General features: G+C 69.6%; 19 protein-coding genes. 12 read left to right on the top strand and 7 right to left on the bottom strand.

Going from position 1 to position 25,365, the window contains the following annotated elements; genetic code table 11:
* Positions 1-65 precede the first annotated feature (65 nt).
* The 8 genes from AC07DO_RS23990 to AC07DO_RS23955 all read left to right on the top strand — a co-directional run bounded on the left by AC07DO_RS23990 (position 66) and on the right by AC07DO_RS23955 (position 11,352).
* Positions 66-1,433: an extracellular solute-binding protein gene (locus AC07DO_RS23990; RefSeq protein ID WP_479062415.1), complete on the top strand. Its 1,368-nt coding sequence runs from the start codon at positions 66-68 to the stop codon at positions 1,431-1,433.
* 108 nt (positions 1,434-1,541) lie between these two features.
* Positions 1,542-2,513, top strand: a complete 972-nt coding sequence (locus AC07DO_RS23985; RefSeq protein ID WP_479062414.1) for a carbohydrate ABC transporter permease — start codon at positions 1,542-1,544, stop codon at positions 2,511-2,513.
* 51 nt (positions 2,514-2,564) lie between these two features.
* Positions 2,565-3,422 carry a carbohydrate ABC transporter permease gene (locus AC07DO_RS23980; protein ID WP_479062412.1) on the top strand — a complete coding sequence of 286 codons (858 nt, stop codon included), beginning with the start codon at positions 2,565-2,567 and terminating at the stop codon, positions 3,420-3,422.
* Between the two features lie 171 nt (positions 3,423-3,593).
* Entirely contained in the window at positions 3,594-4,256 is a 663-nt protein-coding gene (locus tag AC07DO_RS23975; RefSeq protein ID WP_479062410.1) for a hypothetical protein, read from the top strand.
* Positions 4,244-5,278 (top strand): hypothetical protein, encoded by a 1,035-nt coding sequence (locus tag AC07DO_RS23970; protein ID WP_479062408.1) that lies wholly within the window; start codon positions 4,244-4,246, stop codon positions 5,276-5,278. The genes AC07DO_RS23975 and AC07DO_RS23970 overlap by 13 nt, the downstream gene beginning before the upstream one ends.
* Positions 5,279-5,379: 101 nt before the next feature.
* Complete coding sequence (locus AC07DO_RS23965; RefSeq protein WP_479062406.1) at positions 5,380-9,900, top strand: DUF6531 domain-containing protein; 4,521 nt, start codon at positions 5,380-5,382, stop codon at positions 9,898-9,900.
* 26 nt (positions 9,901-9,926) lie between these two features.
* Positions 9,927-10,541 (top strand): hypothetical protein, encoded by a 615-nt coding sequence (locus AC07DO_RS23960; RefSeq protein WP_479062404.1) that lies wholly within the window; start codon positions 9,927-9,929, stop codon positions 10,539-10,541.
* Between the two features lie 181 nt (positions 10,542-10,722).
* Positions 10,723-11,352 (top strand): XRE family transcriptional regulator, encoded by a 630-nt coding sequence (locus tag AC07DO_RS23955; protein ID WP_479062503.1) that lies wholly within the window; start codon positions 10,723-10,725, stop codon positions 11,350-11,352.
* A 126-nt stretch (positions 11,353-11,478) separates the two neighbouring features.
* Here AC07DO_RS23955 and AC07DO_RS23950 read toward each other — a convergent pair whose 3' ends face one another.
* Positions 11,479-12,504 (bottom strand): 6-phosphofructokinase, encoded by a 1,026-nt coding sequence (locus AC07DO_RS23950; protein ID WP_479062402.1) that lies wholly within the window; start codon positions 12,502-12,504, stop codon positions 11,479-11,481.
* Between the two features lie 333 nt (positions 12,505-12,837).
* Between AC07DO_RS23950 and pta the strand changes: the two genes are divergently transcribed.
* From pta to pyk, 3 genes are all read left to right on the top strand, one after another.
* Entirely contained in the window at positions 12,838-14,937 is a 2,100-nt protein-coding gene (gene pta / locus AC07DO_RS23945) for a phosphate acetyltransferase (protein ID WP_479062400.1), read from the top strand.
* A gap of 32 nt (positions 14,938-14,969) precedes the next feature.
* Positions 14,970-16,187, top strand: a complete 1,218-nt coding sequence (locus AC07DO_RS23940) for an acetate kinase (protein WP_479062399.1) — start codon at positions 14,970-14,972, stop codon at positions 16,185-16,187.
* 74 nt (positions 16,188-16,261) lie between these two features.
* Complete coding sequence (pyk, locus tag AC07DO_RS23935; protein WP_479062397.1) at positions 16,262-17,692, top strand: pyruvate kinase; 1,431 nt, start codon at positions 16,262-16,264, stop codon at positions 17,690-17,692.
* Positions 17,693-17,768: 76 nt separating this feature from the next.
* Here the strand turns inward: pyk and AC07DO_RS23930 are convergent, their stop codons facing one another.
* The 4 genes from AC07DO_RS23930 to AC07DO_RS23915 form a co-directional block, all read right to left on the bottom strand.
* A complete protein-coding gene (locus AC07DO_RS23930) occupies positions 17,769-19,148 on the bottom strand; it encodes a hypothetical protein (RefSeq protein WP_479062395.1) in 1,380 nt (459 codons plus the stop codon).
* The gene (locus AC07DO_RS23925) at positions 19,138-19,707 is read right to left on the bottom strand and encodes a DUF6114 domain-containing protein (RefSeq protein WP_479062393.1); all 570 of its coding nucleotides are present in this window, start codon (positions 19,705-19,707) and stop codon (positions 19,138-19,140) included. The genes AC07DO_RS23930 and AC07DO_RS23925 overlap by 11 nt, the downstream gene beginning before the upstream one ends.
* Before the next feature lie 147 nt (positions 19,708-19,854).
* On the bottom strand, positions 19,855-20,487 hold the full coding sequence (locus AC07DO_RS23920) for a DUF6230 family protein (RefSeq protein WP_479062391.1): 633 nt from the start codon (positions 20,485-20,487) through the stop codon (positions 19,855-19,857).
* Between the two features lie 679 nt (positions 20,488-21,166).
* Complete coding sequence (locus AC07DO_RS23915) at positions 21,167-22,150, bottom strand: tetratricopeptide repeat protein (protein ID WP_479062389.1); 984 nt, start codon at positions 22,148-22,150, stop codon at positions 21,167-21,169.
* Between the two features lie 327 nt (positions 22,151-22,477).
* Here AC07DO_RS23915 and AC07DO_RS23910 point away from each other — a divergent pair, with 327 nt between their 5' ends.
* A complete protein-coding gene (locus AC07DO_RS23910) occupies positions 22,478-23,122 on the top strand; it encodes a TetR/AcrR family transcriptional regulator (protein ID WP_479062388.1) in 645 nt (214 codons plus the stop codon).
* A gap of 68 nt (positions 23,123-23,190) precedes the next feature.
* Here AC07DO_RS23910 and AC07DO_RS23905 read toward each other — a convergent pair whose 3' ends face one another.
* Both AC07DO_RS23905 and AC07DO_RS23900 read right to left on the bottom strand, forming a co-directional pair.
* Positions 23,191-24,201 (bottom strand): SDR family NAD(P)-dependent oxidoreductase, encoded by a 1,011-nt coding sequence (locus AC07DO_RS23905; protein ID WP_479062386.1) that lies wholly within the window; start codon positions 24,199-24,201, stop codon positions 23,191-23,193.
* Positions 24,198-25,343, bottom strand: coding sequence for a UDP-N-acetylglucosamine--N-acetylmuramyl-(pentapeptide) pyrophosphoryl-undecaprenol N-acetylglucosamine transferase (locus tag AC07DO_RS23900; protein WP_479062384.1), 1,146 nt, complete (start codon positions 25,341-25,343; stop codon positions 24,198-24,200). Before AC07DO_RS23900 ends, AC07DO_RS23905 begins: the two co-directional genes overlap by 4 nt.
* Positions 25,344-25,365: the final 22 nt, after the last annotated feature.

The raw sequence follows: 25,365 nt of genomic DNA, 5'->3' as shown, positions 1-25,365 counted from the left end.
AACACGCCCTTACCTTCACCGGGCAACCCACGTGGCGGCCCCGCCGCGTCGGCCAGTAGGAGGTCGTGCCCGTGCGCCCCACCACCACCCCTCTGCTCCTCGCCGCCTCCACCCTGCTCGCCGCCGGCACTCTCACCGCGTGCGGCGGCGGCTCCGGCGACGACCCCGACACCGTGAAGATCTCCTTCAAGCAGTCCACGGACAACCAGATCAGAGTCATGGACACCTATCTGGAGGACATCAAGAAGCAGTTCGAGAAGGAGAACCCGGGCAAGAAGGTGAAGCTGGTGCCGATCAAGGCGCCGGACTCCGAGTACTACACGAAGCTGCAGCAGATGCTGCGCTCCCCCAAGACCGCCCCCGACCTGGTCTACGAGGACACGTTCCTCATCAACTCGGACATCACCAGCGGGTACTTGAAGCCCCTCGACACCTATCTGGCCAAGTGGAAGGACTGGGACCAGTTCATCGGCACGGCCAGGACGGCGGCGAAGGCGGCCGACGGCAAGACGTACGGCGTGCCGGACGGCACGGACACCCGCGGCCTCTGGTTCAGCAAGGCCATCTTCAAGAAGGCGGGCCTGCCCGCCGACTGGCGGCCCAGGACGTGGGACGACGTCCTGGAAGCGGCCCGCACCGTGAAGAGGAAGGTCCCCGACGTCACGCCCCTCAACGTGTACACGGGCAAACCGGCCGGTGAGGCCGCCACGATGCAGGGCTTCGAGATGCTCGCGTACGGCACGGGCAAGGATCCCCTCTACGACCCGGCGGCGAAGAAGTGGGTCACGGGCAGCAAGGGCTTCAAGGACTCCCTGGAGTTCGTGGAGACCGTCTTCAAGGAGAAGCTCGGCCCGGACGTCTCGGACGCCCTCGACCCGAACTTCGCCACGCGCGTCCGCGGCGAGCTGCTGCCCGAGGGCAAGCTCGCGATCAACCTCGACGGTTCGTGGCTGCCGCAGGACTGGGGCAAGGGCGCGGGACACGAGTGGCCCGAGTGGTCGAAGAAGCTCGGTCTCGCCGCGATGCCGACCCAGAACGGCCAGGCCCCCGGCAAGGTGAGCATGTCCGGCGGCTGGACCTGGGCGATCCCCGCCAAGGCCGACAACCCCGACCTCGCCTTCAAGTTCATCGAGACGATGCAGACCAAGGCCAACGCCAAGAAGTGGTACATCGCCAACTCCGGCATCGCGGTCCGCAAGGACGTCGCGGCCGACCCCGCGTACGTGAAGGCGCAGCCCGGCATCAAGTTCTTCACGGACCTGGTCGCCTCGACGTACTACCGGCCCGCGTTTCCCGAGTATCCCAAGGTCTCCACGGCGATCCAGGAGGCGATGGAGTCGGTGACGACGGGCGACAGCTCGGTGGAGGACGCCGCGAGCGGGTACGACGAAGAGGTCGACTCGGCGACGGACGGCCAGGTCGTCGAGAAGTAGCGCACCGCGACGAAGAGGCCGACTCGGTGACGACGGCCAGGGTCATCGAGGAGCAGCGCCACGGGTACGCCGGTACCGCCGCCCGCACCAGAGAGTGAGCGCCCGCACGTGACTACCGCATCCCCCGCACCGTCCGCGGGCCCCGGCGGCGTCGCCAAGACGTCACCGCCGGGCCCGCCCTCCACACCCCCGCCCTCCCGCCCGCCGGGCTCCCGGGCCCGCGTCCGCCGCGGCCTGCTCCGCGCCCTGCCCGTCTCCCCCGCCGTCGTCCTGCTCGCGCTCTTCCTCGCGGGCCCGATCGGCTACTGCGCGTACATCGCCTTCACCGACCTCCAGCTCACCGGCCAGGCCGAGTCGAGCTTCGTGGGACTCGACAACTTCCGCGAGGCGTTCGGCGACGAGCGGTTCCTCAACGCGGTCTGGCTCACCCTCGTCTTCACGTTCCTCTCCTCGATCATCGGCCAGAACACGCTGGGCCTGGCCCTCGCCACCCTCATGCAGCGCGCCTCCAAGCCGGTCCGCACCCTCACGGGCGCGATCGTCGTCACGGCGTGGGTGCTGCCCGAGGTCGTCGCCGGTTTCCTCCTCTACGCGTTCTTCCGCCGCGAGGGCACCCTCAACGCCGTCCTCGACCTCCTCCATCTCCCGTCCCAGAACTGGCTGTTCACGCTGCCGATCCTCGCGGTGTCGTTCGCGAACGTGTGGCGGGGGACGGCGTTCTCGATGCTCGTCTACTCCGCCGCCCTCAACGAGATCCCCAAGGAGATCACCGAGGCCGCGGAGGTCGACGGCGCGAGCGGCTGGCGCCGCATGTGGCACATCACGCTGCCGATGATCCGCCGCTCCATCGGCACGAACCTCATGCTCAACACCCTGCAGACGCTCTCCGTCTTCGGTCTGATCTGGGTGATGACGCGCGGCGGCCCGGGAAACGACAGCCAGACGCTCCCGCTCTTCATGTACGAGCAGGCCTTCCAGAAGAGCATGATCGGCTACGGCACGGCCGTGGCCCTGCTGCTGCTCCTCGTCGGCTCGCTCTTCTCCGTCGTCTACATGCGCCTGCTCCGCACGGAGGTCTGAGTGCCCGCCAAGCCGACGTCCCGTACATCCCGTAGGTCACGTGCATCTGGCATGTCCCGTACATCCCGTACATCCCGTACGCCGCGTTCGCGCCGCGCGTCGCACCGCCTCGCCGCCGACGCGGGCCTGCTGGTCGTGGCGGCGGCGTTCGTCCTCCCCCTCACCTGGGTGGTCCTCTCCTCCCTGGACCCGAAGGCGGACCTCAGGGTGCGGCTCCCCGACAGCCTCACCCTCGACAACTACGACCAGGTCCTCACCCCCGAGATCACCTTCACCCCGCTCCTCAACAGCCTGCTGCTCTGCGGCGGCGGCACGCTGCTCACGGTGGTCTGCGCGGCCCTCGCGGCCTACCCCCTCTCGCGCTACCGCTCCCGCCTGAACCGCCCCTTCATGCTGACGATCCTCTTCGCGACGAGCCTCCCGATCACGGCGATCATGGTTCCGGTGTACGCGCTGTTCGTGCAGGTCGACCTGATCGACACGATGCAGGGCACGATCTTCTTCTTCGCGGCGTCCCAACTCCCCTTCGCCATCTGGCTGATGAAGAACTTCATGGACGGCGTACCGAAGGAGCTCGAGGAGGCGGCGTGGACGGACGGCGCGTCGTCGTTCCAGTCCCTGCTGCGGATCGTGCTGCCCCTGATGGGGCCGGGCGTGGCCGTGGTGACGGTCTTCTCGTTCGTCATGATGTGGGGCAACTTCTTCGTCCCCTTCATGCTGCTGCTCACGCCGGAGCAGATGCCGGCGTCGGTCAGCATCAACGACTTCTTCGGCAACAAGGGGACGGTGGTGTACGGCCAGCTGGCCGCGTTCTCGATCCTCTACTCGACGCCGGTGATCCTGCTGTACGTCCTCGTCTCACGGAAGCTCGGCGGCGGATTCGCACTGGGCGGCGCGGTGAAGGGCTGACGGAATCCGCCCTTACGGCGGACACGAAACTGTGACATGAGTTCGCGGCGATACGTTCCTCCTCGCCCCTTTCGTGGTCACACATCTCCCTGGTATCGGGCCCGGGACCGCACTAGCGTGCTGAGCTCGCGCCTCTCCCCCCACCCGTCCCCACCTGCCAGGAGCCGACCAGTGACCCGCCCTCTCCGCCTCGCGACGGCCGCGCTCGCGGCCTCCGCAGCGCTGCTGCTGACGTCCTGCGGCAGCGACGACGACAAGCCGAAGGCCGACGACAAGATCGCCGGCGCGGATCAGGGCGACGAGAAGTCGCCATCCGGGGACGAGTCCGCGGAGGCGGGGGCGGGGGCGGGCGTGGAGCGGCCGAAGATCGAGCTGCCGTCGGACGTCACGTTCACCTTCGACTGGGCGAAGACGGGAGACAAGTCCAAGGACGCCGTACTGGCAGACCGGGAGCAGGCGATCCAGGCCGTCGACATGGCCATCGCCGAGCACGCTCCCACCCACAAGGCCCTGCGCTTCTACTACGAGGGCGACGCCGCGGCCAACGCCCAGAAGTACGTCCAGGCCTACGTGAAGGCGCAGGCGCGCACGACGGGTGCGTACCGCTACTACGACGCGACCGTCACGGCCGACGGGAGCGGCGCGGGCCTCACATACTGCGAGGACCAGAGCAAGGCGTACGACAAGTACCTCAAGAAGGACAAGGTCGACAAGGGCCCCGCCACCAAGAACAGCTACGTGCTGTACGCCGCCAAGCTGCGCAAGAACGACGCGGGCGTCTGGGTCACCACGGAACTGAACGCGACTCGGGGGAGCGACAAATGCCAGCCATGAAGTACAGGTCAGCAGTGCTGACGGCCGTCGCGGCGATGGCCTGCGTGGCCCTGTCCGCCGCGCCGGCCGGTGCCGAGAAGGGCATCGGTGGCGGGACCCCGGGGGCGACGCCGGACGTCTCCGGAGGCGAGCAGGGCGGAACCCTGCTCGCCTCCGCGGGCGGCATCGTCTTCGACCGCTCCAAGAACGGTTCCGGCCCGAAGAGCGGAGCCATCGCCCCCACCGGTACTTACAGCCCGCCGCCCTGCTGGTACGGCCCCACGTACACCCCCGCCGAGTTCAAGAAGGAACGCGAGGCCGTCTGGGCCGTGGACTCCACGGGGCATCAGTGGGACCTCGAACAGCAGGAGCGCTACGTCAAGGGCAAGCCGTACGAGAACTTCAACATGGACAAGGCCGGCAAGGGCTACTGGTGGACATCGTTCCCCAACAAGTCGTACCCGCCCGGCTGGGACAAGTGCACGAAGGAAACGTTCTGGGTCGACAAGGGCGACCCGCCGCCCGCGGACGTGCCCGAGGCGATCGACCCGGAGATCCTCGCGAAGCTCGCCTACGCCGAGATCCGCGTCCCCGGCACGAAGGTGTCCCTCGCCCCCGAGGGCGGCACGAAGGTCAACCTGCCGACGTGGGCGTGGCTGGACGGCGCGGAGTTCAAGCCCGTGTCGGTGACCGCCCGGGTGGACGTGCTCGGCATCGAGGCGACGACGACCGCCGAACCCGTCTCCCTGAAGATCGACCCGGGCACGGCGGACGCGGAGACGTACCCCGCGAACGGCGTCTGCGACCTGGTCGGCGGCAAGATCGGCACGCCGTACGCGAAGGGCAAGTCCAAGGAGACCCCGCCCTGCGGCGTGAAGTACCTCCGCTCGTCCGGCGACGGCTCGTACCCGCTGAAGGCCACGGTCACGTGGAAGATCAGCTGGACGGGCACGGGCGTGAACGACGAACAGCGCCTGCCCGACGGCGAGTTCGGCGCGGAGCAGGACGTGGTGGTGGACGAGATCCAGTCCATCAACCGCTGACCAAGGACCGTCTTATAACGCCTTCACGTAACGCTGGCTCATTCGATAGCTTCGCTTGTGCGTACGGTTACAGGCGGGGCTGCGGGGGCGGAGGAAGTCGTATGGGGGGCCATCGGCCGTCGGACTGGCACGTACTGGATCTGGAGAAGGATCCGACACCAGGGGACCCGCACCGGGTGCGGTCGCTCGCCAAAAACCTGCACGATTTCGCGGACGACGTGGGCAGGGTCCTTCGGGACATCAAGGGGATGGCGGGCGACGAGGCCATCCTGAAGTGGGTGGGCAAGACCGCCGACGCGTTCACGGAGAAGTTCGAGGACGCCCCGAGCAAGCTGAAGAAGCTCCGCAAGTCCTACGAGATGGCGGGCGACGCGCTGTCCGCGTACTGGCCCGAGCTGGAGCGCGCCCAGTCCCTGGCCGACAAGGCGTTGGTCAGGGGCCGCGAGGCCCAGGCCGACCTCAGCAGCGCCAAGTCCCGTCTCACCTCGGCCGATTCCTGGGTGGAGAAGGCCGGCAAGGAAGCCGACAAGTACAAGGACAAGCCCGGCGGCGGCAAGGACGTCCCCAAGCCGGACGAGGACAAGGTCCGCGCCGCGACCCGCAACGCGAACTCCGCGGAGAAGGCCCAGAAGTCCGCGCAGGGCGATGTCGACTCCGCCAAGAGCGCGCTCGAAGCGGCGAAGAAGATGGCCGCCGACGCGCGCAAGATGCGCGAGGAGGCCGCCGGGACCGCGAAGAAGAAGATCGACGAAGCCTCCGACGCGGGCATCCAGAACCGCAAGTGGTGGGAGGAGGTCGGCGACTGGGTCTCCGACAACTGGGACACCATCGTCGCCGTCTGCAAGGTCGTCGTCGCCGTCGTCGGCGTCATCGCGATGATCATCGGCGGGCCCATCCTCGCCGCCATCGTCATCGTGGCAGCGGTGATCGTCCTCGCAGACACACTCAACAAATACGCGAAAGGCCAAGCGGGCCTTCTCGACGTCGCCTTCGCCGCCTTGGACTGCGTGCCCGGCATGAAGGGCCTCACCACCGCCGCCAAACTCGGCAAGGGACTCAAGGGCCTCAAGGGCATGGGGCTCAAGGGCATGGCCAACAGCGTCCGCGGGCTCGCCAAGTCCGGCCGCGAGACGATCGCCAACGGTGCCAAGGGGGCCTACAACCGGGTGAAGAACACGGTCAAAGGGTGCGGCGACCCGGTGGACGCGGCCACGGGGCAGATGTTCCTGGCCCAGACCGACGTGACCCTGCCCGGCACTCTCCCGCTCGCGTTCACCCGCCGCGCCGCCTCCGACTACCGCACCGGCCAATGGTTCGGCCCGTCTTGGTCCTCTACCGTCGACCAGCACCTCGAAGTCGACGAGCAAGGCATCGTCTTCGTCACCGAGGACGGCATGCTTCTCTCCTACCCCCACCCCCGCTTGCCCGACCTGCCCGTTCTGCCTGAGGTCGGCCCCCGTCGGCCCCTGACGCGGCTGCCCGACGGCGGTTACCGGATCGAGGACCCCCTCAGCGGACACAACCACCGCTTCACCGCTCCCGAGGCCGGTGTCGCGCGCATCGAGTGCGTCAGCGACCGCAACGGCAACACCATCGACTTCGAATACGACGAGCACCGCTTCCCGATCGCCCTGCGCCACTCCAGTGGCTACCACTTGAAGCTTTCAGTGGACGAGGGGCGTGTCACGGCGCTCTCCCTCGTGGGCGGAGACGAGGACGGCTCGGATGCCGTGATCAAGAGGTATGGATACATCGACGGCAATCTCACGGAAGTCGTCAACTCGTCGGGAAAGCCACTGCGCTTCACGTACGACGAGCGGCTACGCCTCACCTCGTGGACCGATACCAATCACAGCCGCTACGACTACGCTTACGACGACCAGAACCGCTGTGTCGCCCAGGGCGGCCAGGCCGGCCACCTCGCCCATGCCTTCGCCTACGACGGCACCGACGCGGCGTGGCCAGGCCTGCACATCACCACCGTCACCTCCGCGCAGGCGCACGTCAGCCGCTTCCTCGTCAACAGCAACAGCCAGGTCGTCGCAGAGATCGACGGGAACGACGCGGTCACGTGGAGCACGTACGACCGGCATCACCACCTCCTGTCCCGAACCGACCCGCTCGGGAAGACCACGTCATTCACCAACAACGCTCACGGTCAGCCGCTCACGGTCACCCGTTCCGACGGCACCGAGGCTCGTGCCGAGTACAACGAACTCTGCCTGCCCGTCAGGGTGGTGACGGCGGACGGCGCGTGCTGGGAACACGTCTATGACGAGCGGGGCAACCGTCTCGGACTGATCGGCCCCGATGGTGCGACCACCCGGTTCACCTACGACGAGAAGGGCGGCCTCACTTCAGTCACCGATCCGCTCGGCGCCACCACCACGGTCCGGTGTAACGCCGCCGGGCTTCACGTCGAGATCATCAGCGCGCTGGGGGACCGTGTGCACCGCGCATACGACGCGTTCGGCCGCCTCACCCGTGCGACCGACCCGGTGGGCTCGACGACCCAACTGTGGTGGACCACCGAGGGCCGCATGGCTCGCATGCTGGCCCCGGACGGTTCGGAGGAGTCCTGGGAGTACGACGGCGAAGGCAACTGTCTTCGCCACACGAATCCCGGCGGCGCAACCACCACGTACGAATACAGCCACTTCGACCTGGTCCGCGCGCGAACAGGTCCGGACGGAATCCGCCACGAGTTCGAGTACGACGCCTCTCTGCGGCTCGTCCAGGTCACCAATCCTCTCGGTCTCACCTGGAACTACACCTATGACGCGGCCGGGCACCTGGTGGCCGAAAGCGACTTCGACGAGCAACGGACCAGATACACGCGAGATCCCTTGGGCCGTTTGGTCAAGCGCACGAATGCGGCCGGGCAGACCGTCGCCCTCTCTTACGACACACTGGGCCGACCGCGTACCAAGAGCGTCGACGGGCAGGTCAGCACCTTCTCCTACGACCCGGTCGGCCGTCTGGTGGGCGCCGCGGGACCGGACTGCGAAGTGACCTGGGAACACGACAGGAACGGCCGAGTGCTGGCCGAGCGGGTCAATGGCAGGCTGCTCTCGTTCGCCTATGACGCCATGGGACGACGCCTCCGGCGCACCACGCCGAAGGGCGCCTCCACTCACCACTCCTACGACGCGCTGGGCCGAATGTCCGCGCTGGACTCATCAGGACGTGCCGTGTCCATTTCTTACGACGCGTGCGGCCGGGAGACCGAACGCGTCGTGGGCGGCTCTCTTGCGATCGCGCAGACATGGGATGCACTCGGCCGACCGCTCGAACAGACGGTCACGGCGTCGGACCACCCCGTCCTCCACCGCGCTCACGACTACCGGCCGGACCGCCATCTCGTCGGCATCACCGACCCTCACCTCGGCGAGGTCACCCTCGGGCTTGACGCGGCAGGCCGTGTCACCGGAGTCCGGGCACAGGACTGGACGGAGACATACACATACGACGGAGCGGGCCGTCAGGCGTCGGCGCACTGGCCGGAGCGCCACCCCGGTCAGGAGGCCCTTGGAGCCCGCGCCCACCGGGGCCATCGCCTCGTCGGCGCGGGCGCGGTGCACTACGAGTACGACGATGCCGGCCGTGTCGTGCTCCGCCGCAGGACCCGGTTGTCCAGGAAGCCGGACATCTGGCGCTACTCATGGGACGCCGAAGATCGGCTGACGTCGGTCACCACGCCCGACGGAACGGTCTGGCGCTATGAGTATGACCCGCTGGGCCGCCGTACAGCCAAGGTACGCATGGCGGACGACTTCGCCGTGGCGGAAAGGACCGAATTCACCTGGGACGGGCCCCTCGTTGCCGAACAGTGCACCAGGGCAGCGGATCTGTCGCACGATGTCGTCCTGACATGGGATTACGACGGACTGCGCCCCATCGCCCAGACGGAGAGGCTCATCGCCGAAGCCACTCAGGAGGAGATTGACACCCGCTTCTTCGCCGTCGTCACCGACCTCGTCGGCACCCCGACGGAACTGATCGATGAGCAGGGAACAACCGCGTGGCAGGCTCGCAGGACAGTCTGGGGCCTCACGGCTTGGCCGGCCCGCAGCAGTGCGTACACCCCCCTACGCTTCCCCGGCCAGTACTTCGACCCGGAATCCGGGCTGCACTACAACTACCAGCGCTACTACGACCCGGAGACCGCCCGTTACAGCACGCTTGACCCACTCGGTCTGGCCCCGGCACCCGACCCTTACGGGTACGTCACCAACCCGTTTCGACAGATCGACCCGTTCGGGCTCTCGGCCTGTGAAACGGTTGTTCTCTATCACGGCTCACAGAATTGGCACGGGGATCAGTTCTCCCTGCCCCAGTCCATCCGGGACCAGCGCGACTACACACCGGACGCGGGCGTGTACCTGACCGACGACTTCAACAGGGCCGCAACGCAGTACGCGGGCCCTTCAGGCCATGTCGTACGGGTCGAAGTCCCCCGGGAGTTCGCCGACAGCGTGCTTCGCAACCACAGCGGACCTGCGGGTAACCTTCCGGAGTATTTCGTGAACACCCCCGAGGGCGTAGACGTCCTCAACAGAGGCGGGCCACGCGTACTGCCGCAGAGCGAAGCGATCATGCAGCACTTCATGGGTAATTTCTGAGTCGGGCAGGGGAGTTGAGGGAGAACGTGTCGCAAAGCGTGCTGGGCCGCGAGATTTTCGGTCCGCTCGGCGGGATCGTGGAGATTGGTGCTGTCGTTCAGGCGGGTTCGTGGTCGCTTGCCGATGTCTCGGTGGGCGCATTCGTGGACGAGTGCCGGGAGGACCTCGCGCATGTCCTCGCGCTGGTCCGGGACGCCGGTGGATTCAGCCCTGAAACCATGCTGATCTTCGACGAGTTGGGATACGCGCGCGATCACGCCGTCGCCGTGCCGTCCCTGCTCCTGTCGTCCGGCGGATACGAAGAGGTGTCGCCGCGTCTGGGCGAACCGGCAGCGGTCCGGCGCATGAGCCGGATGGGGGCCGACCTGCAGCTCACTCGATTCCTGCAAGCTCTCGTCAACGCCACGATCGCGCGGGGCGCGAACGCTGCCGAGGGGGCTCCGCTGGTCACCGAGGCGTTGAGCATCGCGGTACGCATCGCGGGCGGCGACCCGGAGTCGGGCGCCGGAGCCGTCTTCGGCATGTGGCGCGTGGCATTCCTTGCCGAGATCCTTCGGCCGGATTCGTCGGCCCTGCCCGGTGCCCGCGACCGCTATCGCCAGTATGCCCACGCTCTGGAGGACACGCTGGCCGCCCGGTGACACCCCCGTACCTTCCCACCATTCCGCAACCTCGTAGGAACACACCGTAGTCACCACCCCCACAGCCGCCTACCGTGTGCCCGTGCAACCGAGCCGATCGAGCCAGCCGCCGCACCAACCCCAGCAGCCCACCCCTCCCTTCGACTTCCCCGCCGCCCGGCGTCTTCGGGAGGCGCTCGGGATGGCGCACGGGCATGTCGCCTATGGGATGCGGGCCAGTTACGGGCTCGCCTACATCACCGCAGACACCATCGCCTCCTGGGAGCGCGGGCTCTCCTCGCCCACGTCGGCCGAGCTCACCGCGCTCGCCGCGACGCTGTGGTGTTCGCCCGGGGAGCTGATGGGGGCCGCGCGGACCCTGCGCGAGCACCGGATAGCGCGCGGGCTCGCGCCGGAGGACGTGGCGCGCGGGTCGGGCGTGGAGATCCAGGCGTATCTGCGGATGGAGGAGACCGACACGTGGCGGGGCAACGAACGGCAGTCCGCCGCCCTCGCCAAGGTGCTCCAGCTGTCGACGCCCGACTTCGTGACCGTCACCGGGCGTGCGGAGCAGCTCGCCGAGCTGCTGCGCAGCGCCGTCAGCACCCGCTGGCAGGGGTACGTGCGGCCCGTCAGCAAGCTGCTGCCCCTGGAGAAGCGGCACGTCGAGGACGTGCTGCGGCAGATGCACGAGGACTACCAGTCACGGATGGCGCGGACCCTCAGCTGGGGCGGCGGCGCCGGTTCGGACGCCTCCGGGGAAGCCGGGCGGGACTTCCTGGAGCGGATCCTCGAGCACTTCTGGGGGCTGGTCCGCGGCGGGCGGGGGTGATCCGCGGCGGCGGGGCTGATTCGCGGCGGGCGGGGCTGAGGTCCGAGATGCGAGGTCCGAGGTGCCAGGTCTGACCCGGGGCCCGGGCCCCATCCCCAGCCCCGGCCCCGCCCCCGACCCGCGGAGTTAGAAGACCGACTCCGCCTCGTCCATCCGGTCCTTCGGGACCGTCTTCAGCTCCGTGACCGCCTCCGCCAGCGGCACCATCGTGATGTCCGTGCCCCGCAGCGCCGTCATCCTGCCGTAATCGCCGCGGTGCACCGCCTCCACCGCGTGCCAGCCGAAGCGGGTCGCGAGGACGCGGTCGTACGCCGTGGGGGTGCCGCCGCGCTGGACGTGGCCCAGGATGACCGGCTTGGCCTCCTTGCCGAGGCGGGACTCCAGCTCGTACGCGAGCGCCGTGCCGATGCCCTGGAAGCGCTCGTGGCCGAACTGGTCGATCGCGCCCTTGCCGTAGTTCATCGTGCCGTCCTGCGGGTGCGCGCCCTCGGCGACGCAGATCACCGCGAACTTCTTGCCGCGCGAGAACCGCTCCTCGACCATGGCGACCAGGTCGGACGGGTCGAAGGGGCGCTCGGGCAGGCAGATGCCGTGCGCGCCGCCGGCCATGCCGGACTCCAGGGCGATCCAGCCCGCGTGGCGGCCCATGACCTCGACGACCATCACGCGCTGGTGGGACTCCGCCGTGGTCTTCAGGCGGTCCATCGCCTCCGTCGCCACGCCGACCGCCGTGTCGAAGCCGAAGGTGCGGTCCGTGGAGGAGATGTCGTTGTCGATGGTCTTCGGGACGCCGACGACCGGCACGCCCGCGTCGGACAGCATCCGGGCCGCCGTCAGGGTGCCCTCGCCGCCGATCGGGACGAGCGCGTCGAAGCCGCTGCGCTCGATGAGCTCCTTGGCGTTGTCGCAGGCCGCGCGGAAGCGTGCGCGCTCGAGGCGGGAGGAGCCGAGGATGGTGCCGCCGCGGGCCAGGATGCCGCTGACGGCATTCAGGTCGAGGGCGCGGTACCGCCCGTCGAGCAGGCCCGCGTAGCCGTCCTCGAAGCCGATGACCTCGTCGCCGTAGTGCGTCACGGCGCGGTGCACGACCGACCGGATCACTGCGTTGAGGCCGGGGCAGTCGCCGCCCGCGGTGAGAATTCCGATACGCATCGCGCTGTGTCTCCTGCTCGCTGCTGGTACTTGTGAGCCGGTCCGATTGTTCCACGGCCGAAGGGGGGTCGCCGCTCACACATGTCCGACGGATGTGTGTCCGACGGCGGGGCGGGGACTTGGGGAGGGACCGGGCAGGGACCTTGGTACCGGGCCCGCCGGGCCTTTCGTCCGGCGGGCGACGTAATCAGCCGCAGAGGTATTGTCAAGAGGACACAGCCGCGATATCGGGTACTTTGTCCGACTCGGGGCGGCGAAGGGTCCGCCCGGCCCCGACGAAGACCACCCGACCTCGAAGAAGTCCACCCGACCCCGAAGAAGGAGAGAGCACGCGTGACGCGCAGCGTGTACGTGACCGGCATCGACCGGGGCGACGGCCGCCAGGTCGTCGAACTGGGAGTCATGGAGCTTCTCACCCGACAGGTCGACCGGGTGGGCGTCTTCCGGCCACTGGTCCACGACGGCCCCGACCGCCTCTTCGACCTGCTGCGCGCCCGGTACCGGCTCTCGCAGGACGCCGCGTCCGTGTACGGCATGGACTACCACGAGGCGTCCGCGCTCCAGGCCGAGCAGGGCACCGACGAACTGGTCTCGCAGCTCGTCGACCGGTTCCACCGGGTCGCGAGGGATTATGAAGTCGTTCTCGTGCTGGGCACGGATTTCGCCGACACCCAGCTGCCCGACGAGCTCGCGCTGAACGCACGGCTCGCCAACGAGTTCGGCGCCTCCGTGCTGCCCGTGGTCGGCGGCAAGAACCAGACCGCCGAGTCGGTGCGCGCCGAGACGCGCAACGCCTACCGCGCGTACGACTCGCTCGGCTGCGACGTCCTCGCGATGGTCACCAACCGGGTCGCCCCGGCCGACCGGGACGAGATCCACGCGCGCCTCGACGCCCGCCTCCCCGTGCCCTGCTACGTCCTGCCGGACGAGGCCGCGCTCTCCGCTCCGACCGTCGCGCAGATCACCCACGCGCTGGGCGGCCGCGTGCTGCTCGGCGACGACTCGGGGCTCGCGCGCGACGCCCTGGACTTCGTGTTCGGCGGCGCCATGCTGCCCAACTTCCTGAACGCCCTGACTCCGGGCTGCCTGGTCGTCACCCCCGGCGACCGCGCCGACCTCGTGGTGGGCTCGCTGGCCGCGCACAGCGCCGGCACCCCGCCCATCGCGGGCGTCCTGCTGACCCTGAACGAGCAGCCGGGCCAGGAGATCCTCACCCTCGCCGACCGGCTCGCTCCGGGCACCCCCGTCGTCGCGGTCTCCGGCGGCTCCTTCCCCACCGCGGCCGAGCTCTTCGCCCTGGAGGGGAAGCTGAACGCGGCGACGCCCCGCAAGGCGGAGACCGCCCTCGGCCTCTTCGAGCGGTACGTCGACACCGCGGACCTCCTCAGGCGCGTCTCCGCGCCCAGCAGCGACCGCCTCACGCCGATGATGTTCGAGCACAAGCTCCTGGAGCGGGCCCGTGCCGACCGGCGCCGCGTCGTGCTGCCCGAGGGCACCGAGGAGCGGGTGCTGCGCGCCGCCGACGTGCTGCTGCGCCGCCGCGTCTGCGACCTGACGCTGCTGGGCCCGGTCGAGCAGATCCGCAAGAAGGCCGCCGACCTCGGCGTGGACCTCGCCGACTCCGAACTCATCGACCCGCAGACCTCCGAGCTGCGGGACCGCTTCGCCGCCGCCTATGCCGAGCTGCGCGCCCACAAGGGCGTCACCGTCGAGCTCGCGTACGACGTGGTGGCCGACGTGAACTACTTCGGCACGCTGATGGTGCAGGAGGGCCTCGCCGACGGCATGGTGTCGGGCTCCGTGCACTCGACGGCGGCGACCATCCGCCCGGCCTTCGAGATCATCAAGACCAAGCCGGACGCGTCCATCGTGAGCTCCGTGTTCTTCATGTGCCTGGCCGACAAGGTCCTCGTGTACGGCGACTGCGCGGTCAACCCGGACCCGAACGCCCCGCAGCTCGCGGACATCGCCGTGCAGTCGGCGACCACCGCCGAGCAGTTCGGGGTCGAGCCGCGCATCGCGATGCTCTCGTACTCGACGGGCACGTCCGGTTCGGGCGCCGACGTCGACAAGGTGCGCGAGGCCACCGAGCTGGTGCGCGAGCAGCGCTCGGACCTGAAGATCGAGGGCCCGATCCAGTACGACGCCGCGGTGGAGCCGTCGGTCGCGGCCACGAAGCTGCCCGACTCGGAGGTCGCGGGCCAGGCCAGCGTGCTGATCTTCCCCGACCTGAACACCGGCAACAACACGTACAAGGCCGTGCAGCGCTCGGCCGGCGCGATCGCCGTCGGCCCGGTCCTCCAGGGCCTGCGCAAGCCGGTCAACGACCTGTCCCGGGGTGCGCTCGTCCAGGACATCGTCAACACCGTCGCCATCACGGCGATCCAGTCCCAGGTCCCGTCCCAGGCCCAGCCCCAGGCGCCCACCGCCTGACCACCCACCCCCCACAGAAAGCGCCTCCATCAGTGACCGCCACGCGCGTACTCGTCCTCAACTCCGGCTCGTCGTCGGTGAAGTACCAGCTCCTCGACATGCGGGACAGCTCACGTCTCGCCGTGGGCCTGGTCGAGCGGATCGGCGAGGAGACCTCCCGGCTCAAGCACACCCCGCTGACCGGCGGCGGCGCCGAGCCCCGTGAGCGCGAGGAGCCGATAGCCGACCACGAGCAGGCGCTGCGGGCCGTCGCCGACGAGCTGTCCGCCGACGGGCTCGGCCTGGACTCCCCCGAGCTCGCCGCGATCGGCCACCGGGTGGTGCACGGCGGTCTGAAGTTCACCGAGCCGACGGTGATCGACGACGCGGTCCTGAAGGAGATCGAGCGCCTGGTCCCGGTGGCGCCGCTGCACAACCCGGCGAACATCACCGGCATCCGCACCGCCCAGGCGCTCCGCCCCGACCTGCCGCAGGTCGCCGTCTTCGACACCGCGTTCCACACGACGATGCCGGAGTCCGCGGCGCGCTACGCGATGGACGTGAGGACCGCCGACGAGCACCGCGTGCGGCGCTACGGCTTCCACGGCACGTCCCACGCGTACGTCTCGCGCAAGACCGCCGCGCTGCTCGGCAGGGCCCCCGAGGACGTCAACGTCATCGTGCTGCACCTGGGCAACGGCGCTTCGGCGAGTGCGGTGCGGGGTGGTCGTTGCGTCGACACGTCGATGGGACTCACGCCACTGGAGGGGCTCGTGATGGGTACCCGTTCCGGTGACATGGATCCGGCGGTGATCTTCCATCTCGCCCGGGTCGGCGGAATGTCCATCGACGAGATCGACATTCTGCTGAACAAGAAGAGCGGCCTGATCGGTCTCTGCGGCGACAACGACATGCGGGAGATCAGGCGCCGTGTGGACGCCGGTGACGAGGAGGCGACTCTCGCCTTCGACATCTACATCCACCGTTTGAAGAAGTACATCGGCGCCTATTACGCGGTGCTCGGCCGGGTGGACGCCATCGCGTTCACGGCCGGTGTCGGCGAGAACGCCGCTCCGGTGCGGGAAGCGGCGGTGGCGGGCCTGGAGGAGCTGGGTCTCGCGGTGGACGGCGCACTCAATTCCGTACGTTCCGACGAAGCCCGTCTCATTTCGCCGGAGTACGCGCGCGTGGCCGTCGCCGTGGTGCCCACCGACGAAGAACTGGAGATCGCCGATCAGACGTACGCATTGGTGAGTGACCGCAACGCCTGAGCGCCCGTCCGCCCATTTGTAGATTCCACCAGACGGAATATTCCGTAGCGAAACAAACCGATAGGATCGCCCCCATGCGCCGTTCCAAAATCGTCTGCACGCTGGGCCCCGCCGTCGACTCCGAAGAGCAGCTCGTCTCGCTGATCGAGGCCGGCATGAACGTGGCCCGATTCAACTTCAGCCACGGCACGCACGCCGAGCACCAGGGGCGGTACGACCGCGTCCGTGCGGCAGCCGGGAAGACCGGCCGTGCCATCGGCGTCCTCGCCGACCTGCAGGGCCCGAAGATCCGTCTGGAGACCTTCGCCGAGGGTCCCGTCGAGCTGGTGCGCGGTGACGAGTTCACCATCACCACCGAGGACGTCCCCGGCGACAAGTCCATCTGCGGCACGACCTACAAGGGTCTGCCCGGCGACGTCTCCAAGGGCGACCAGGTCCTCATCAACGACGGCAACGTCGAGCTGCGCGTCGTCGAGGTGGACGGACCGCGCGTGAAGACGATCGTCGTCGAGGGCGGTGTCATCTCCGACCACAAGGGCATCAACCTGCCCGGCGCGGCCGTGAACGTGCCCGCCCTGTCGGAGAAGGACGTCGAGGACCTCCGCTTCGCCCTGAAGATGGGCTGCGACATGGTCGCCCTGTCCTTCGTGCGCGACGCAGGCGACGTCAAGGACGTCCACAAGGTGATGGACGAGGAGGGCCGCCGGGTCCCCGTCATCGCCAAGGTGGAGAAGCCGCAGGCCGTCGCCAACATGGAGGGCGTCGTCGCGGCGTTCGACGCCGTGATGGTGGCCCGTGGCGACCTCGCCGTCGAGTACCCGCTCGAGAAGGTCCCGATGGTGCAGAAGCGCCTCGTGGAGATGTGCCGCCGCAACGCCAAGCCGGTGATCGTCGCGACCCAGATGATGGAGTCGATGATCACCAACTCGCGCCCCACGCGCGCCGAGGCGTCCGACGTCGCCAACGCGATCCTGGACGGCGCCGACGCGGTCATGCTGTCGGCGGAGTCGAGCGTCGGCGCGTACCCGATCGAGACCGTCAAGACGATGTCGAAGATCGTGCAGGCCGCCGAGGGCGAGCTGCTCTCCAAGGGCCTGCAGCCGCTGGTGCCGGGCAAGAAGCCGCGTACGCAGGGTGGTTCGGTGGCCCGTGCCGCGTGCGAGATCGCGGACTTCCTGGGCGGCGAGGCGCTGGTCGCGTTCACCCAGTCCGGTGACACGGCCCGCCGCCTCTCCCGCTACCGCGCGGCCCAGCCGATCCTGGCGTTCACCACGGACGAGGCGACCCGCAACCAGCTCACGCTGAGCTGGGGCGTGGACACCTACGTCGTGCCGCACGTCGACAACACCGACGCGATGGTCGAGCTCGTCGACGCCGAGCTGATCAAGCTCAACCGCTTCAACGACGGTGACACGGTCGTCATCACGGCGGGCTCGCCCCCCGGCGTCCCCGGCACCACCAACATGGTCCGGGTGCACCACCTGGGCGGCGGCGAGCGCGACTGACCGCCGCTCCCCCGTACGAACGCCGAGGGCGCCCCCTGCGAAAGGGGGCGCCCTCGGCGTTCGTCATGAGCGGTCGCTAGCGGTCGATCGTCTGCTCCAGGCCGGGCACCGTCAGGGTGCCGCCGAACTGCGCGGCCTGCAACACCTTCACCTTGGTGAAGTACGCGATCGGGACGTTCAGCGGCGGCGGGTGCTCGGGGTCGAAGACGATCGGGATCAGCCCGAACAGGTTGCCCTGGAGCCGCTCCGTGTACATGATCGTCTGCCCGTCGCGGATCGTGGACGTGGAGCCCTCGTCCGCCCTGATGTGGTACTTCGAGCCGTCGGGGCCGGGGGCGATCTGGTGCAGGTCGCCGATGTCCGTGCCGTTGTCGACGGTGAACTTCAGCGCCTGCTTCTTTTTGCCGCCGGCCGTCGTCAGGTTCACGACGCCCTTGTAGTCGAGCCCCTTGAGGAGCAGGGAGCTGGCCTCCAGCTCCCACGGGTCGTCCGGGATCGGCACGGGCGTCTGCTCGGCGTCGCCGTCGACCTTCTTCTCGACCACGCACGGGAACGGCTTCTTGCCGTCCGCGTCCGGAGCCATGGGGTCCGCGGACTCCTCGGGCTTCTCGGACTCGTCGGCCTCGGCCTTGTCCTTGAGCTCGTCGGCCTTGTCCTTGAGCTCGTCGGCGTCGTCCTCGACCGGCTTGGTGCCCTTGTCCGTCGTGTCCTTGACGGTGTCCTCGGCCTTGTCCTCCGGGGACTTGGTCTCCTCCGAGGTGGAGGGGGACGGCGTCTTGGCCGAGGGCTTGTCGGCGTCGGAGCCGGCGGGCTCGTCGTCCGGCTTGTCGTCCGCCTTGTCGTCCGGCTTGTCGGGCGTGAAGACGTCCTTCAGCGCGTCGCCCACACCCAGCGGGTCCCAGGGGTTCTTGGTCTTGGAGGGTGTGGGGTCCGGCTCGGGCTCCTTGGCCGTGTCCTTGTCCCCGGCGTCCCCGGAGCCCGAGGACGGCGCGGTGGCGTCGGCCCCGTCGTCAGCACCGGTTCCGCCCGAACCGGTCTTCGCGTCCGTGTCCGCGGAGGAGGAGGGAGCCGGCTCGGTGGAGTCCTTGCCCGCCTCGTCCTTGGCCGCCTCGTCCTGCTCGGCCTTCTTCTTGGCGTCCTCGGCGTCCTTCGCGTCCTTGGCGTCCTTCGCGTCCTTCGCTTCCTTCTCGACGTCCTTGGAAGCGTCGTCCGGCGCCGTGACACACGGGCCGTCCCGGAAGGGGTTCTTGGGGACGCCCGGCTTGGCCTGCGCGAGCGTGGGCGTCAGGCCCATTCCCATGAGCACCGCACTCGGCATGGCCGCGAGGGCTATCGCCTTGCCCGCGGGCATCTGCAGACGGGTGAGCAGCGGCTTCCTGGGGGCCGCGTGACGCGGCCCGGATCTCGCACGGGACTCCCCCGCGGAGTCGTCGTGGTGCACCTCGTCAGCCTGCACGGTGCCTCCCGTTCGTCCCGTCCACCGGGCTCGTTGCTGACAGATCGTCGGTAGCGCTCGCACCGTCCACACCGTTCGGGCCGCCCGCGACCGCGGGCTCGGACTCCTTCTCCGTACGCCCCTTCGCGGCCCTCACACCCTTCGCGCCCTTCGCGGGCATGCTCCCGGGCTCGCCCCAGGCGATGCCGAGGGCGCCGCCGATCAGTGCGAGCAGGAAGCCGACGAGGAAGCCGCCGATGTTGGAGACGACCAGGGACACCAGGGCGAGCAGGATCGCCGCGACACCCGCGAAGACGCGCGTGTGCACCTGGAACCACATGGTCAGACCGAGCACCATCAGGAGGACGCCGATGATCAGCGAACCCGCTCCCGCCGTCGTGGCCAGGGCGAGCGTCAGGTTGCCGAGCTTGATGTTGCCGTAGGGCAGGTAGGCGATCGGCACGCCGCCAAGGATGGTGAGGAGGCCCGCCCAGAACGGGCGGCCGCCCCGCCAGTCCCGGAACTTCCTGCGGTAGACGTTGAGGAAGTGGTCGTTCGGCCCCGGTGACTTGGCGCTCATGGGAAAACAGCTCCTTGGAACCGGCGGTACGTGAATTCGGTGAAGCTCTGTGGTGGCGGGCGGGAGAATGGATCTCCCCGCCCGCCCGGCCAGCCGCTGCCCCTGCCCCGCCCTGACGAACCGGCGGGTCAAGGGCTCAGCGAGTGCTTAGAAGCACTCCTTCTTGCCCTTGTGCAGCTTCATGTTGAGGCCGCTCAGCTTGAAGGTGCCGGCGCTGGTGGCCCAGGCCGTCTGCTCGATGTCCTTCAGGATGGCGCGGTCGGCTTCCTGGGCGAAACCGTTCGGGTTCGCCTGCTCCTTGCCGCCCTTCATGCCGGGGCCCTTGGTGGAGGACCCGGCGGCGACACCGATGTTGATGTTCCTGAACTCGGCGTCGGCATCGAGCTGCGCCACGTCGATGTACAGGTTCTTGGCCTCGACGGGCTTCTTGCCGCCGCCCGCGTTCAGCTGGAGCGTGACGTCGCCGATCACCGGGATGTGCGTCACGACGGACTGACACATGTTGGTGATCTTGGCCTTCTTGAAGGCGGAGACCGACACGGGGTGGGCGGCCTTCTTGCCCTCCATGTCGACACCGACGTCAACGCCGCCGTACTGGACCATTCCGCGGCCGTCGAGCTTGTCGGCCGAGACCTTGAACGACTGGCCGGACACACTGAACGATGCCGCGAGCGCGCCCTGCGAGAGGGCGACGCCTATCGCGGCGGTAGCCGCGACGCTCGGCACCATGACCACAGCGAACCGCTTCCATCTGGTTCCGCCACGAGCCACAGATTCCATGACTTTCCTCCTTCTCGGACGTACATCTCCGGCCCTGACTGCTCCCTTTCGGGCGGCTCAGCCGGGCAGGGATGGGAGAAGTGCTACGTCCTCGGGAAGGAGAGCGCCCGCATCGGAGGCGCGCAACCGCACCACGTTCACCGGCGATCACCCCCGAGCGACAACCACTGGTCGCGCCTGACGCATCACGCACAACCTCGCGGACAGGCCCTGCCGGTGACGGCAGAGACCCCCCTGTCCAGACCGGCGACGGCGTCACCGGCCTGCTCGGTGGGGACCCGAAAGGCCCGTTCCCGACTGGCTTTCGGGCTACGGGTCAACGGACCGAGCGTGGCCGATCGTGGTGCATTCTCGGCCCCCGCACAAGGGGGTTCGTTACTGGCTAGTAACGGCCGGATAACCGATGCGCGACCGGGCGGCATCGGTCGGGCACGGACGGTGGCCCCGAGTGGTGTCGCAGAACGGGGCATCATCGGACGTATCCACGCAGAGGGAAGCCGATGTCTTACTGGGAGTAACAGTGGCCGCATTTGCCAAGTTTTGGCAAAGTGCGGCCACTGTGTCGCCTGGGAACAGACTTTTCACTCCGGCATCACAGGGCCCCGCGTTTAGGGACTGGTCAGCCGGGGGGCCGGGAGAGGGGACCGGCCGGGGTGGGGGCGCTCGGGTCGGACCCGGGTCAGAAGAGCACCCGGGCGAGCGCGGTGCGCGCCGACGTCACACGCGGGTCCTCGCCGCCCACGACCTCGAAGAGTTCGAGGAGCCGCACCCGCGCCGCGTCCCGGTCGTCGCCCGCGGTGCGCCGGACCGTGTCGATGAGCCGCCCGAAGGCGTCCTCGACATGGCCGCCCACCAGGTCCAGGTCGGCGGCGGCGATCTGCGCCCGAACGTCCGCGGGACGGTCGGCCGCGTCCTTGCGGACCGCCTGCGCGTCCAGGCCCTGGACGCGCTGGAGCAGTTCGGCCTGGGCGAGGCCGAGCTTGGCCTCGGTGTTGGCGGGATCGTCGCTGAGCACGTTCTTGTACGCCTGCACGGCACCGGCGAGATCGCCCGCGTCCAGCGCCTGTACGGCCGCTTCGAGCAGGGCGTCGTACGGACCGGCCGGCACCTCCGGCGCCGCGGGGGCCTGCTCGCCCTGCGCGTCGGCGTCGACGACCAGGCCGGTCAGACCGAAGCGCTCCTCACCGACCTGGATGAGCTGGTCCAGGGTCTGGCGGATCTGCGCCTCGGGGGCGGCACCCTGGAAGAGGGGCAGGGCCTGTCCGGCCACCACCGCGAAGACAGCCGGGATCCCCTGGACCCCGAACTGCTGCATCAGCATCTGGTTCGCGTCGACATCGATCTTGGCAAGAAGGAAACGGCCGTTGTATTCCTGCGCGAGTCGCTCGAGGAGGGGGCCCAGCTGCTTGCACGGCTCGCACCACTCGGCCCAGAAGTCGATGACGACCGGGACCTCGGTGGAGCGCTGCAGGACGTCGCGCTCGAAGCCCGCCTCGTCGACATCGATGACGAGGGAGGCCGGGGAGATCGCGGCACCCGCCGCACCCCCGCCCTGCCGGGCCGCTTCGGCGCGCGCCTGCTCCGCCTTCGCCTTGGCCTCCTGGGCCGCCTTCACCGCGGCGAGGTCGACGACTCCGCTCATGGACATGTTCCGTGGCTGCATGAGTACATCCTCCCCCAAGCCGTGCGGGAACCGTGCCCGTCCGTGACCCTCCGCCGGATTGCGGGGTCAGGGGCGGCACGGTTCAAGTCCCTGTGAAGACCGGCGGACCGGTCGCCGGCCCGGGGTCCCCACCCCGGGTCGATGGTCGTGCTGCGTGTGGTTGTCACTCGTGGCGTTCGCTCACGGCTTTCGCTCGTCGCTCCGCTCGTGGCTTTCGCTACGGGTCGTAGCGTAACTGTCCTCCGCCGGGCCTGGGGAGGCCCCTTCCGGTGATCTCCCTCACTCGGCACCCCGAACGCCTCCGTACTGACCGGTATGGTCGCCGCCATGCAGAGCCGTACGTCGTCGTCCCCCACGCCTCCCGCCCGCACCGGCGGCCGCCCGCGCAGCGCGGCCGCCGACGCAGCGATCCTGGAGGCGACCCGGCAGGGCCTCGTCGAACTCGGCTGGTCCAAGCTGACGCTGGGCGCCGTCGCCACGCGCGCGGGCGTCGCCAAGACGACCCTGTACCGGCGCTGGGCCGGCAAGAGCGAGCTGGTCGTGGACGCGGTGGCGGAACTCTTCGACGAGCTGGAACTGCCCGACCGGGGCAGCCTCGCCGCGGACATCGAGGGGGTGGTCCTGCAGTTCGCGGTGCTGCTCGGCCGACCCGAGACGAAGACGGCGCTCATGGCGGTGGTCGCGGAGTCCACGACGGACGAGCCGCTGCGGGACCGCATCCGCGCGTCCATCGTCGACCGCCAGAAGCGGCTCGTCCTCGCGGGCCGCAAACGGGCCCAGGAGCGCGGCGAACTCCCCGCCGAGCCCGACGCGGTCTCGGCGGGCCGCACCGCCGACCTCATCTTCGACGTGATCGCGGGCGCGGTGGTCCACCGCGCCCTGGTCAGCGCGGAACCGGTGGACGAGGAGTGGGCAAGGCGGTTCACGCTGCTGCTGCTCGGCGGGCTCGCGGCGGCCGCGGCGCAGGCGTGAAAGGTGGGGGCGCCCCGTAAGGGGCGCGGGGAACTGCGCGACCGGCCCCCACGACCCGCAGCCGAAGCTCACACCTGATACCGCTCGGGAGCGAACAGCCGCAGGTTCTCGGCAACCCACTCCGAGGTCAGCTTCAACCCTTCCTCAAGAGAGACGGCCGGGGCCCACCCGGCCCACTCCCGCGCCCGGGAGTTGTCCGACAGCAGCCGCTCCACCTCGCTCCCCGAAGGCCGCAGCCGCGCCGGGTCGACGACCACGGACGCCTCCCGCCCCGACGCCGCGATCAGCGCCTCCGCGAGGTCGCCGATGGAGATCTCCCGGCCCACACCGAGGTTGACCGCGTGGCCGAGCGCCCGGTCGGCGACCGCCAGCGCCATGAAGCCGCGCGCCGTGTCCGTCACGTACGTGAAGTCCCGCGTGGGCGTCAGCGATCCCAGCTTGATCTCCCGCGCGCCCGCGTGCAGTTGGGCGAGGATCGTGGGGATGACGGCACGGGCCGACTGGCGCGGACCGTACGTGTTGAAGGGCCGCACCACCGTCACCGGCAGCTCGAACGCGTGCCAGTGCGAGAGCGCCATCATGTCGGCGCCGATCTTCGACGCGGAGTACGGCGACTGCGGCTGGAGCGGGTGCGATTCGCTGATCGGCGCCGTCAGCGCGGTCCCGTACACCTCGCTCGTGGACGTGTGCACCAGGCGCCGCACGGAGTGCCGCCGGCACGCCTCCGCGACGTTCTCCGTGCCCACGACGTTCGTCTGGACGTACGCGCCGGGCGAGTCGTACGAGTAGGGGATGCCGATCAGCGCGGCGAGGTGGAAGACCGTGTCGCAGCCGGCGACCGCGTCCATCACGCGCCCGGGGTCCCGTACGTCTCCGGCGATCATCTCGACCCGCGGGTCGCCCAGGAGATGCGCCAGGTGCCCCTTCTCCGCGTACGGCTTGTAGTGCACGAACGCACGGACCTTCGCGCCCGCTTCGAGGAGCTGGTCGACGAGTGTCGAACCGATGAATCCCTCGGCGCCGGTGACGAGGACGGTGCGGTTCCGCCAGGAGAAGTCCTGGTGGGAAAGGCTGCTCATGCGTACTCCAGGTGGGACGTGGGGTGGGTGAGTCCGAGGACCCGCTCGGCGAGCAGGTCGGCGGCGCGGGCGTGCGGTCCGGGGTCGGCGGCGCCGCTCATCGCGGCGAGCCGCACCGGATCCGCGAGGAGCGGGCCGACGAGCCGCGCGAGCCGGTCCGCGGTGGTCTCGGCGTCGGGCAGCAGGAGGCCCGCGCCGGCGTCGGAGAGGACCCGGGCGTTGTGGGTCTGGTGGTCGCCGGGCGCGTGCGGGTAGGGCACGAGGACGGCGGGGACGCCGGTGGCGGCGAGTTCGGCGACGGTCGCCGAGCCCGCGCGGCACACGACGAGGTCGGCGGCGGCGTAGGAGAGGTCCATGCGGTCGAGGTAGGGGACGGCGCGGGCGACCGCGTCACCGCCCTCGGCGGCGAGCCGTGCCCGCGTCTCCTCCAGGGCCGCGGGCCCGGTCTTGATGAGGAGGTGTACGTCCCTCCGCTCCCGCCACCGCGCCGCGAGGCCGACCGCCGCCGCCGTGAGGCGGGCCGCGCCGAGGCTGCCGCCGTTGAAGAGGATCAGGCGGGCGCCCGGCGGCACGCCGAGCTCACGCCGGGCCTCCGGGCGCAGCGCGGCCCGGTCGAGCGCGGCGAGCGGCGCCGCGATCGGCATGCCGGTGGTGTGCGCGCGGTCGCCGCCCGGCAGGTGGGCGCGGCTGCGGTCGAAGGCCACGGCGATGTTCGGGGTGAGCCGGGCGGCGAACCGGTTGGCGCGGCCCGGTACGGCGTTGGACTCGTGGATGAGGCTCGGCAGCCCCGCCATGCGGGCGCCGACGATGACGGGGGCGCTGGGGTAGCCGCCCATGCCGACGGCGACCTGCGCGCCCTGCTCGCGCAGGATGGCACGGCACTGGGCGCCGGACTTCACCAGCGCGGCGGGGAGCAGATAGCGGCGGGCGCCGAGCGACGGATCGAAGGGGATCATGTCGACGGTGTGGAGGCGGTACCCGGCGTCGGGTATCAGCCGGGTCTCCAGGCCGCGCTCGGTGCCGACGAAGGAGATCACCGCGCCCGGTACGGCCCGGCGCAGCGCGTCGGCGAGGGCGAGTCCGGGATAGATGTGCCCACCGGTGCCGCCCGCGCCGATCACGACGGAGAGAGAGGTTCGCATGGCTGTGGAGCTTCACGCGACG

This window comes from Streptomyces sp. NPDC045678, from assembly GCF_056432085.1.
Note: the sequence above shows the minus strand (reverse complement) of the source record. Positions and strands in the feature narration are given on the sequence as shown.